This window comes from Candidatus Liberibacter solanacearum CLso-ZC1 (assembly GCF_000183665.1).
GTDB classification, from domain to species: domain Bacteria; phylum Pseudomonadota; class Alphaproteobacteria; order Rhizobiales; family Rhizobiaceae; genus Liberibacter; species Liberibacter solanacearum.
Genome location: NC_014774.1, coordinates 912,672 through 924,999 on the forward strand (window position 1 = coordinate 912,672; position 12,328 = coordinate 924,999).

Here is a 12,328-nt window from a genome sequence, read left to right on the forward strand (position 1 = left end):
TATATTTTTCAATTATGATTATTTTGTTTTTTTTGCGGGACAACGAGACTTCCACGTGGAGATTCTCTAGAAAATCGATCTAATGTAGAAATAACTCCTCGCAACAAAAAAATCTCTTGTCGCATCAATTCAAGACGAATAAATACTGAACGCAAATCATCTAACATCTTTTTTTTTCTCTCCTCAGGACGGAAATATCCTCGTTCTGCCAAAGAATTTTCGGTATAATCTAAAAAACTCAGTAATTCACCTCTTGTAGCAGGAATATCACTTTCTTTTACATTTTTTTTTGGCACTACAACACTATTTTCCATCCATTCCCATGCCATCACCAACACTGCTTGTGCAATATTCAACGAAGAAAAATTCGGATTAACTGGAAAACTTATAATTGCATTAGACAAAGCAATTTCCTCATTTGTTAATCCCGAACGCTCACAACCAAAAATTAAACCAACATTTTGACCAGAATGAATTCTTTCGTTCAAGACGACAGCAGCTTCTTTCGGAGCAAAAACAGACTTAAAATTATCACGACTTCTAGCTGTAGTAGCATAAACAAAATTAAGATCAGAAATCGCTTCTTTCAAGCTAGAAAAAACACGTACCGAATCTATCACATGATCTGCATTAGCAGAAGAAGATCGCGCCTTGTCATTAGGCCATCCATCTCTAGGATTCACAAGGCGTAATTGCGTAATATTAAAATTCAACATTGCACGCGCCACCATACCGATGTTTTCGCCTAATTGTGGATCCACAAGAACAATAATCGGACTTTTTGTAGAATTTTGTAATTTTTGCATATGTACTGCCATAAAAATGCTTTCTCTCGTAAAAAGTCGGTACAATTCCTCAATACCATCCATTTTCTTATCTATTTTCCATGCAAAACATAAAACTACAACAACCAAATTCATAAAAATATATAAAATATCTTAAATTTTTTAAAAAAAATATCTTTTCCCCCTAGACAAGAAGAATCGGCTTTGATTCATTAACTATGATTCGGAAATAGAAAAATCCTCCAATCTTAATATTTACATACTAACTTACGAGGAAGTTCTAATGGAAAACGTGGGAAACCTCTCACAAAATTGTGGCTTGTACTGTTCAAAAAGCCGACAGAAATTTACTGTGTATTGGAAACAAGTGGTACAGAAAATACATACGTTCATACTATCTCGTCTGTCATTTTCTTTTTTTTCAATCAAGCACATAATGCCAATGGTCAGCATAGTGTTCCTTGTATTGGTTGCTGCGTCTAGTATCATCAAGGTTAATACAAAATACGCACAACAAGAACAAATGATACATCAAACAACGCTCCTACTCACAGAATCTATTGAGTCTCTTTTTAAAAACAGTAGTGTACAATTTAAACCAGAATCCAAAAAAAAAGCAGAGTCGATACTCAACGAGTTCCTTCTCAAAATACAGCCATTTTCTAAAGCTTTCATCCTCCTCGCCCAATCCAATGGGCTGGTATTTGCATCGTCTACAGATAATTCCCCTTATATAGGGGAAAAAATTAGTGAAATTATTCCGGAATTACATCCTTTGACAAGTATGAGTAAAACCGCTCAAACTTCAGAAGTTTTTCTTTCCCAAGAGCCATATCATGTGTCATCAATCCTCCTTCCAAACAATGATGGATTGGTTTTAGTCGCCAATTCTAAGTTACCACTCTTACATTTTTGGCGCACAGAAGTAACATTGGAAGTTATATTTTTTGCAAGCATTTCTGCTATTCTTTTGTTCCTCCTGTGTAGTTATTACAAACAGATAAAAAGTACTGAAGAGAATGATACCAATTTATTAGAAGCAAACACGTGTATTGAAACAGCTTTATCTCGTGGAAGATGTGGTATTTGGGATTTTAATCTCGCCAGTAAGAAATTTCATTTATCGCAATCTATGTGTGAAATTCTTGGTATTCCTGCTACGCATAAAACGCTATCATTTCGCACAATAGCACGTCTTGTCCACTTTGACGGCAAAGAAATATATGACATAGCTCGATCAATAACCAAGGGACACTCTACGCAGTTAGATAAAATATTTCGCGTGCACTATTCCACAGGAAGAGATGTCTGGATAAAAGTACGCGCTCAAGTGATGAATACACTATCAGGAGGCATGAATGTCATTGGTATAGCCATGGATGTTACCGAACAATATTATTTAGAAAAACGCTATGCTGAAGTAGATCAAAGATTATCAAAAGCAATAGAATGCACTTCTGAATCCTTTGTTCTATGGGATAAAAATGATCGACTAGTCATGTGTAATGCCAAATATCAACAAGTTTATGGATTGCCTGATCATGTTCTTATACCAGGAACAAAACGTTCAATTATTAACGAAGCTCAAATTAATCCTGTTGTTGAATACTATACTTCTGATCCAAAACGTTTGCAGAATATAAGTAAAGAAATCAAACTTGTTGATTCAAGATGGCTTCAAATTAATGAATGGCACACTCCCGATGCTGGAACCATTTCTGTGGGAACAGACATCACGCAGCTTAAACGCAATCAAAAGAAACTTAGAGAATCTGAACGCCGTCTCAAAGCCACCATTAATGATCTTTCAACTTCACGGCAAATACTTGAACGCCAAAAAACCGAACTTTCGATTGCTAATGCTAAATACCAAACTGAGAAAGAACGTGCTGAAATGGCGAATAGGGCTAAATCTGAATTTCTTGCCAAAATGTCTCATGAATTACGGACACCTCTTAATGCTATCCTCGGCTTTTCTGAAATTATCAAAGGAGAAACATTTGGGAAATTAGGATCTGTTAAATACTACGAATATGTCAAAGATATCCATGACAGTGGAAAACACCTTTTGAATCTTATCAATAATATTCTTGAAATGTCTAAAATAGAATCAGAGCATATCGCCATCAATAAAAAAAATACTAATTTAATACCCATAATTAACGAAAGTCTTCAATCGATTGCTTCCTCAGCCCAAAAAAAAAATATCATGATTGAGAAAAATATTTCTCCAGAACTATTCTGCAATGCTGATGAACGGATTATAAAAAAAATTTTGACCCCTATTTTCTCTAACTCAATCAAATTCACCAATAATGGTGGAAAAATGATAGTGCAAACCTCTAGAGTAAATGATTCCGTGATCATAACTGTTGCTGATACAGGCATTGGAATCCCGAAATCAGCTTTGAAAAAAGTTGGAAAACCTTTTGAACAGCTTCACAATCAATATGATCAAAACACAGGGGGATCCGGACTTGGACTCGCTATATCCGACGCCTTAACTAATCTCCATGGAGGGAAATTAGAGATTCTTTCTCAAGAAGGAGAAGGAACTGTTATCAAAATTGGCATGCCAAAATAGCAAAACTTATTATTACTATTATATGTATTAAGTGCTGTTTTTTTTTGAACAAAAAATTTTTTGTCGCCTGGGAAATTATGAATTTCTTTTCTTTGTCTGTATTAAATGCTATCCTACAGGCAATAACTATGAAAATAGTTGATATCTATCTTATAGGAAAAATTTCGTGAAAAAAATAAAAGTTATCAATCCTGTTGTAAGTTTAGATGGCGATGAAATGACAAGGATTATTTGGCAACTAATTCAAGAAAAGCTCATACATCCTTATCTTGATCTGAAAATAGAATATTTTGACCTCTCTATCCAAAATAGAGATTTAACAAATGATCAAGTTACAGTTGATGCTGCACGTGCAATTAAAAAATGTGGCGTTGGTGTTAAATGTGCAACGATCACTGCTGATAAAGAACGGGTCAAAGAATTCAATTTAAAAGAAATGTGGAAATCCCCTAACGGAACCATTCGCAATATTCTTGGCGGTACTATTTTTCGAGAGCCAATTATTTGCAAAAATGTTCCTCGACTTGTCCCTGGATGGAAGAAACCAATTATCATTGGACGCCATGCTTTTGGAGATCAGTATCGAGCAACAGATTTTACATTTCCTGGCAAAGGAAAATTGATTTTAAAATTTGTTGGTGAAAATGGTGAAACTATTGAAAAAGAGGTTTTTAACTCTCCTAGCAGTGGTGTTGCTATGGCAATGTACAATCTAGACAATTCTATACGAGACTTTGCACGTGCTGCAATGCAATACGCATTAACGCGCCAACTACCCTTATACCTTTCCACAAAAAATACCATTCTAAAAACTTATGACGGACAATTTAAAAATATTTTTGAAGAAATATATAACAATGAATTTAAGCATCAATTTGATGAACTTGGTCTTACATATACACATCGTCTCATTGATGATATGGTAGCTTCATCTATAAAATTATCTGGTGGTTATGTATGGGCTTGTAAAAATTATGATGGCGATGTGCAATCAGATATAGTAGCCCAAGGATTTGGATCTCTTGGATTAATGACTTCAGTTCTCATTACTGCCGATGGAAAAACCATAGAATCTGAAGCTGCTCATGGAACAGTAACAAGACATTATCGCCAACATCAAAAAGGAGAAGAAACCTCCACAAATTCAATTGCTTCAATTTTTTCTTGGACACGTGGCTTGCTTCATCGAGCTAAATTAGATGAAAATGCCGAATTGAAAAAATTTGCTGAGAAACTAGAGCATGTATGTATCAAAACAGTCGAAGATGGTTTCATGACCAAAGATTTAGCTTTACTTATAGGACCCGAACAAGATTGGTTGTCTACTAGCGGTTTTATTGAAAAAATAAGCCATAACCTACAAGATAATTTGCAGTAATCTTTAGCGCTATCTAATCCTAATGATCAATGACATTGTATCCAAAAATAGTAATACAATGTAATTGACATTTATCCAATCCAATAAAACAAATTAACATTTGTGTAGCTGGCTATATGACAAAGTAGCCTGAACAAAGCTTATAAAAAGAGGATGAGGATTTAAAGGACGGCTTTTCAATTCAGGATGATACTGAACACCTATAAACCAAGGATGATTGATATATTCGACAACTTCAGGCAAAGCATTGTCTATCGAAAAACCCGAGAATTTTAACCCGCACTCTTCTAATTTTTCCTTGTAATTCAAATTGACTTCATAACGATGCCGATGGCGTTCTGAAATTAAATCAAGATTATATATTTTAGAAATGAGACTTTTTTCTTTCAAAGAAATATCATAAGCCCCTAATCTCATAGTTGCTCCCAAATCATCTGATACTAAACGCTTTTCTTTCTGCCCCTCTTTCATCCATTCACTCATAAGGGCAATAACTGGCTCTCCTGGTTCTGAGAATTCAGTAGAACACGCATCATGTATACCTACAAGATTACGCGCAGCTTCTACAACTGCCATCTGCATTCCAAAACAAATACCCAAAAATGGTATTTTATTTTCACGCGCAAATTTTATAGCAACAATTTTTCCTTCAGAACCACGTTTATCAAATCCCCCAGGAACAAGAATACCATGAACCTCGCGAAGATGAATGGCCGGATCTTCTTTTTCTAAAGCTCCCGCATCAATCCATAATAACTGCACTTTGGTATGATTATTAATACCACCATGACGAAGGGCTTCTATCAAAGATCTATATGCATCCTTAAGATGGGTATATTTTCCAACGATAGCAATTTTTACCTCATTTTTCAGTGATAGAATATGATCACAAAAAACATGCCAATTCTGTAGTTGAGGAGCTTGGGCGTCCTTAATACCAAAAGTATCTAAAATGACACTATCCATGCCCTCGTGATGATATGTAATAGGGATTTTGTAAATATCATCAACATCAAGCGCCTGAATAACCGCTGACATAGGGACATTACAAAATAATGAAAGCTTGCGACGCTCCATTTCAGGAATTTCACGATCAACACGTATCAATAAAATATCCGGATGCACACCAAGAGCCTGCAATTCCTTAACTGAACGCTGTGTAGGCTTTGTTTTTAGCTCTCCAGATGATTTTATATAGGGCATAAGAGTTAAATGCATATATAAAGGTCGACTACCATGGTATAATAATTCGTTACCAAGTTGACGAATAGCCTCCACGAAAGGCATTGCTTCAATATCACCAACAGTCCCACCAATCTCACAAATAACAAAATCAACGTCTTCATTTCCTTTGGTGATAAATTCTTTTATCTCATTGGTAACATGTGGAATGACTTGTACAGTTGCACCGAGATAATCTCCTCGACGCTCTTTATCGATAACACTATTATAAATACGCCCAGTAGTAATATTATCTGTTTTGGCAGAAGAAATGTTCATAAAGCGTTCATAATGACCCAAATCCAAATCTGCTTCAGCGCCATCATCAGTTACAAAAACCTCACCATGTTGCATTGGACTCATTGTCCCAGGATCAGTATTAAGATAAGGATCAAGCTTACGTACCCGTACCTTATATTGACGCGCCTGCAACAATGCTCCTAAAGATGCTGCTGCCACCCCTTTCCCTAGAGAAGAAACTACTCCACCAGTGATAAAAATATACCTAACCACAGATACTCCTTAAAATATTCATCATTTCATCCTGTTACGATAAAGAAAACACATAATTAAATCGTAAAATTATTAAATTATGTCAGTTAATCTATCTTACATGAGAAGAAAGGGGGAGAGAATTCTTTTTAGAAGGATACTTTTTCTTTTCGGGAACAGAAGAATCGATATTAGGATTACTATTACCAGAATTATAATTTATTTTATTGTTAGTAGCACTAGCCAAAGATTGACGTAAATCCTCCTTTGTTTTTATAGAATGATATCGAGACGTAATCCCCAACGCGATAGAAGTACTAAAAAAAAGAAAAGCAAGAATCGAAGTAAAGCGCGCTAAAGAATATGCGATACTGCGAACCGACGTAAAACTAGAAGAAGTACCAAAAGCACTGCTATCAGAAGATTGAATTAAGATCGTACATACCAATCCAATGACAATTATAAGATGGGCAGTCATAAGAAATATCTGCATTAAAATGGTTCCATTCATAAGGATAAGAAACAAAACATTTACATTGTCATTGATAACAATGTATTTTTAAAGAAAAGAATCAACGTATGATTGCTCAAAAGTTTCAATAATTGTCAAGAATGATTCATATTGAAGACTAGCGCCTCCGACTAATAATCCATCTATATTTTCAATACACAGAAAATCTTTTACATTAGAAGCACTTACTGATCCTCCATATAGAATACGTATTTTTTCTCCCTTTGCAGGGAAACGATCCACTAAAACATGATGCATAAAAGAATGAATTTTTTCAAGCTCTATAACAGAAGGAACATCTCCTGTACCAATGGCCCATATGGGTTCATAAGCAACAATAGGAATCGAATCTCCACACTCATGAGGCAAGCTAAAATCTAATTGCTTTTGCAAAACTTCAAGAGTTCTTCCAGAACGATACTCCTCATCCGTTTCTCCGATACATATTATTGGAGAGATCCCTGCATTATAAGCATATTTCACTTTACATTGAACAACTTGACTGCTTTCTTGATGTCCGATACGTCGTTCAGAATGCCCTAAAATTACAAAACGAGCCCCACAATCAGCCAACATATTTGCCGAAATATCGCCAGTATAAGAGCCATATTCATCTATATGGCAATCTTGTGCACCAATCATTACTGAAGATTTTTCACAAAGACGCGATGCTAAATACGTAAGGGTTGCTGGAGGACATATAGCAACATCAATACGACAATGATTTTTCTCTACGCTTTCAACAATTTTCTCAATTTTGTCAAGAGATGCACGTAACCCATGCATTTTCCAGTTCCCGACTACAATTGGACGAATGCCTGATCTCATCATCATTCCTTTATACAAAAAACTATAGATGGATCTATTTCACCATATCTCCACTATTTCTACAATACAATATTTTGAAATTTTCCACTCGACTCTTCATTGCCTCATAGCATATAGCAGTGTTTAGGAAAATACGCATACCTGATCATAACAAGCAATTACTATCATAAATAGTCCAGAATAATAGAACGTGTAAACATTGTTTTAATTGATTGTTATAACAACTACGAAATACTCTGAATCAATCTAAAATAAAATATTTTTTTGATAAAAAAAAAATCTTGTCATTTGCTATTTAAAACTTTGTTCACAATTGCTATTTAAAACTTTTTTCACAATCCAAAACGTTGTTTATTGGAAATTAAGTACTTTTTTGACGTGATATTTTAATAAAATTATTGCATTATTATGAAGAAAGATTTAACTATCTTAGTACTACGATCGTTCCTAGGAGGGCCATTTAATAGAATGATTAAGAATTTTTGGATAGCTGTGGATGTGCTTGTCATAATATCCACAATAATAACCTGTTTTTTTATGAATAAACAATTTTCATGGTGGATCAGAGTACTTGTTCCTTCTCTACTCATTAGTGTTATGGTAGTGCATATTGCTTATATTAGCGGACAAATAAATTTTTTTTTATTTCCCGCCATTTTTCATAATATTTCTTAAATAACTTTTTACCAGAAAATTATATACTATTAAGTTATAACCGTATTTTTTTATATGTCTCTTATTTGTGTTAGCTCACCCAGATAAAGCTTGGTAATATGAAAAAGTATTTTATTTCATTTATAGCGATTTTTTTACCAAATATCGTAACTAACCTTAAAAGGTTTCCTTCCCAAAATGAAAAATTCTGGACTTTTATTTCTACTATCATTTTTTTCCCTCACCTTCATTGGTTCTTGCGGTGTCATACCAATGGTTGATAATCAGATATTGTTACCTTCTATAGTAGGATATTGGGAAGACGATAACGGCATTCTCTCTCAATTTCAAAAAGATGGTACATTTAAAACCATCTCTACAGATGGATCTAGTAGTATTCTAGCAACAGGTTTTTATAGTGAAAAAGCCAATCAAGGAATAGACATTAAACTTACCTCTTTAATTCGAAGTACTTCAGAAAAAATCCAATGTAAGTTTGTAGAATACTCTAAACTCACTTGCATTACACAAAACAAAAAACAATTCTATCTGAGACGCACGCATCTCACTGAAGTGCCCGTAACTAAGCCACAGAACGATAATGTTGTTGTGACATCCGCCGAAGATCCCAACAATCCCAATCCTTCTCCATCAATGATATATTATAAGTAAAACAAATAAATTATATCACGGATAACGTTTTATGTTTTAGTACGAACTCTCACGGAATTCTTTGCAAGAATTTTCCATGAAATATAGACAAGAAACATATAATTTAATATGCATTATAGAAATCCAATAACTTTTTCTACGATCTTGCTTTGCATGAAATAAGCAGAGTTAAAAAGATCTTTGCATTCGTTTAAAAAAACAAAATGATTCTTAGATTGATACTCATGAATATATCTTCTTCTGCCCCACACGATCATCCTGAAGTCAAATTTGGTAAAATTGGCGTTTTAATACTTAATCTTGGAACGCCAGATGGCTATGATTTTTTCTCTCTCCGCCGTTATTTAAAGGAATTCCTTCTTGATAAACGTGTCATTGAATTACCATCGTGGCAATGGTGGCCAATTCTCTTTGGAATAATCCTTAATATTCGCCCTCAAAAAATAAAACACGCCTATGCTCAAATATGGAATACCTCACAAAATGAAAGTATATTACGAACTCATACACGCAACCAAGCTATCAATTTAGCCAAAGGCTTAGAAAACATACCTTCCGTAATAGTTGATTGGTCCATGAGATATGGCAAACCATCTGTCGACGAAACCATCGATAGTCTCACGAAAAAAGGATGTAGCCGAATTATCTTATTTCCTTTATATCCACAATATTCAGCGGCCACAATTGCAACTGCACAAGATAAAGTATTCCAAAAACTAATGAAAATGCGCTGGACACCAAGTTTAAGAGTTGTCCCTCCTTATTATGACAATCCAGATTATATTAGCGCATTGACTCATTCGGTAAATACACACCTTGAATCTCTTCAATGGGAACCAGAAATACTACTAGCTTCATTCCACGGAATGCCTCTTTCTTATTGTTTAAAAGGAGATCCATATAGGTGCCACTGTCATAAAACTGCACGTCTTCTTAAAGAATCCCTATCTCGGACAGATGCTAATTTTAAAATAACCTTCCAATCACGCTTTGGAGTATCTGAATGGCTTCAACCTTATACAGATAAAACAATTCAACAACTAGCACATAGTGGCATTAAAAGAATTGCTATTATTACCCCTGGTTTTTCTTCGGATTGTCTTGAAACAAATTATGAAATTGCACATGAAGTAAAAGAAATGTTTATCCAGCATGGTGGACAAGAATTTACACATATCCCCTGCCTCAATAGTAGCAATTTAGGAATAGATCTATTGGAAAAAATAACACGCCGTGAGTTAATGGGTTGGATCTGATAATCATAAAAATTACTGGGGAAAATTAGTTTTTCACAAAAAAACTACTGAGATAGTTGATCATATTCCGCAACACAATCAACTGATTCTAGTGAAAATCCTGCACGCTGCACAGACAAAGGGAAAAATCGTTCAACCGCGTGTTCAAGTGCACCATCTTCAAGGTTACATTCTTCCTCAAACTCCCCTGTAAGATGGATGTTCCTGAGGGGTTCTAAACATTTTGGCCTCACCCAAAACATAGTTCCATTAAAAAAATCTAAATCAAGTTCTTCAACAGGAAAATCTATCCTCCGAGCAAGATCGACAACACGCTTATACACTTTGCTTCTTTTCTTGAAAAAAGAATATTTTTTATAGCGTCTAAATCTCCCCGAACCAATCATACCAATGCTAGGATTCTGTTCAAATTTATTAATAATACGAAGAGCTATATCGGAAAATCCTAAGAGATCAAAGAAAATCCACCGTCTCCATAGAATACCTTCAAAAGGATGATAGTTTCTTCTTGCAGATTTCTTCCCGTGAATCTTACAAAGATAGTCATAATCATAAAAAACCCCAAGCTCTAATAAACATAAGAAAGGAAGGACATCTCTACCTTTATTTTCCATGACATATAATCTTGCCGAAGGAAAATTCTTTAAAACATCTTGTTCAAAATCCTTGTTCTTTTTTACTGTAGTAATGAATAAATCAAAATCGAAATTGAGTCTTAATAAAAGATGAGAAATTTCATCCCATGTATCTTGATAATAGCAATGCACAACTATCGCTATTTTTGAATTTATTTTGATCTTGCCTTTATTGTCTAAAGATGAAAGATTTTTCCATCCCTCAAATAATTCCTTAATGTATAAGAATTTTTTTCCGTCGAAAGGCATGCGACTATTAGACATAAAACGATTGAGTCTAAAAAAAGCTTTTTTATCTTTTCTAGAACCATAAAAAAATATGCGACAACTCGGAAAAGACAATTGACTATACTTTGAAAAAGTCAAAAAAGACCTCAGCCAAAAAAGACATGCTTTAAACGTTGTTACCTCTTCAAAAAACACATCTTCACTTGTAATTTTTTGTTCTTTAGACAAAGACCACAACATATAATATCCAGAGATATTGGCTGGTATGTATAGTGTGTTTACACTACCTTTATTTTCTACATCAAGACGAAAAACAAGCTTTTCAAGCGTTTCGGATTTTATTTTTAATCGAAATATCTTTTGTCTTGTTAAAAATGACATCTCAGTAAATATTCCTCATGTTGTATATCTTTACTGAACAAATCAACGGATTCCAATAAATTTATGGGTCTGCAAACTAACACGCCATTTCGGATTTTTAAAACAATAAGAAATTGCTAAATTTGTATTCTCTTTTAAAAAAGAACCATCCATAGGCTGTAAAGAAAATATGTCGAAATCAAAATCAATATAATTTTCTGGAGGAGCATCTACTTGCGGAAATACTAATTTTAATTCTTGACCATTTTTAACTTTAAGATCACAACCCGCCTTAGGACTTACACATATCCAATCAATACCTTCCGGAGGTTTAATTGTACCATTAGTTTCAACAGAAATTGTAAAATTTCGCTTATTTAAAGCCTTAATCAAGGCAGAATCTACTTGTAACAAAGGCTCGCCACCTGTCAAAACACAATAACGCTCTTCTTTCTCTTCGGGAATCCATGCTGATGCAATGAGATCCGCTAGTTGCTCAGCACTATAACGACCACCCATAGTGCCTTTTGTTCCTACAAAATCTGTGTCACAAAAACGACATTGAGCAAACAAGCGGTCTTTTTCTCGCCCTGACCACAAATTACAACCAGAAAAACGACAAAAAACAGCGACACGCCCTACTTGAGCCCCCTCCCCTTGAAGAGTTAGGAAAATTTCTTTAACAGAATACAATTTCATTGTCCCATATCCTATCTCTAAATAT

The 12,328-nt window shown here is 34.5% G+C and carries 10 protein-coding genes; 4 read left to right on the forward strand and 6 right to left on the reverse strand.

What is annotated here, in order from left to right; all coding sequences use genetic code 11:
* Positions 1–8: 8 nt before the first annotated feature.
* On the reverse strand, positions 9–818 hold the full coding sequence (locus CKC_RS04165; RefSeq protein WP_044054367.1) for an RNA methyltransferase: 810 nt from the start codon (positions 816–818) through the stop codon (positions 9–11).
* Positions 819–1,068: 250 nt separating this feature from the next.
* Between CKC_RS04165 and CKC_RS04170 the strand changes: the two genes are divergently transcribed.
* Complete coding sequence (locus CKC_RS04170; RefSeq protein WP_044054122.1) at positions 1,069–3,369, forward strand: PAS domain-containing sensor histidine kinase; 2,301 nt, start codon at positions 1,069–1,071, stop codon at positions 3,367–3,369.
* Positions 3,370–3,535: 166 nt separating this feature from the next.
* Complete coding sequence (locus CKC_RS04175) at positions 3,536–4,747, forward strand: NADP-dependent isocitrate dehydrogenase (RefSeq protein WP_013462278.1); 1,212 nt, start codon at positions 3,536–3,538, stop codon at positions 4,745–4,747.
* Positions 4,748–4,840: 93 nt separating this feature from the next.
* On the opposite strand, the gene CKC_RS04180 is transcribed toward CKC_RS04175, so the two are convergent.
* The 3 genes from CKC_RS04180 to tpiA form a co-directional block, all read right to left on the reverse strand.
* Positions 4,841–6,481, reverse strand: coding sequence for a CTP synthase (locus CKC_RS04180; RefSeq protein WP_013462279.1), 1,641 nt, complete (start codon positions 6,479–6,481; stop codon positions 4,841–4,843).
* A 91-nt stretch (positions 6,482–6,572) separates the two neighbouring features.
* Positions 6,573–6,953 (reverse strand): preprotein translocase subunit SecG, encoded by a 381-nt coding sequence (secG, locus tag CKC_RS05845; protein ID WP_013462280.1) that lies wholly within the window; start codon positions 6,951–6,953, stop codon positions 6,573–6,575.
* A 66-nt stretch (positions 6,954–7,019) separates the two neighbouring features.
* Complete coding sequence (tpiA, locus tag CKC_RS04190; protein WP_013462281.1) at positions 7,020–7,799, reverse strand: triose-phosphate isomerase; 780 nt, start codon at positions 7,797–7,799, stop codon at positions 7,020–7,022.
* A gap of 852 nt (positions 7,800–8,651) precedes the next feature.
* Between tpiA and CKC_RS04200 the strand changes: the two genes are divergently transcribed.
* Both CKC_RS04200 and hemH read left to right on the forward strand, forming a co-directional pair.
* The gene (locus CKC_RS04200; protein ID WP_013462283.1) at positions 8,652–9,125 is read left to right on the forward strand and encodes a hypothetical protein; all 474 of its coding nucleotides are present in this window, start codon (positions 8,652–8,654) and stop codon (positions 9,123–9,125) included.
* Positions 9,126–9,349: 224 nt separating this feature from the next.
* Positions 9,350–10,381: a ferrochelatase gene (hemH, locus tag CKC_RS04205; protein ID WP_013462284.1), complete on the forward strand. Its 1,032-nt coding sequence runs from the start codon at positions 9,350–9,352 to the stop codon at positions 10,379–10,381.
* Positions 10,382–10,425: 44 nt separating this feature from the next.
* Here the strand turns inward: hemH and CKC_RS04210 are convergent, their stop codons facing one another.
* Positions 10,426–11,625, reverse strand: a complete 1,200-nt coding sequence (locus CKC_RS04210; RefSeq protein WP_013462285.1) for a rhamnan synthesis F family protein — start codon at positions 11,623–11,625, stop codon at positions 10,426–10,428.
* 42 nt (positions 11,626–11,667) lie between these two features.
* Positions 11,668–12,303: a 7-carboxy-7-deazaguanine synthase gene (queE, locus tag CKC_RS04215; RefSeq protein ID WP_013462286.1), complete on the reverse strand. Its 636-nt coding sequence runs from the start codon at positions 12,301–12,303 to the stop codon at positions 11,668–11,670.
* Positions 12,304–12,328: the final 25 nt, after the last annotated feature.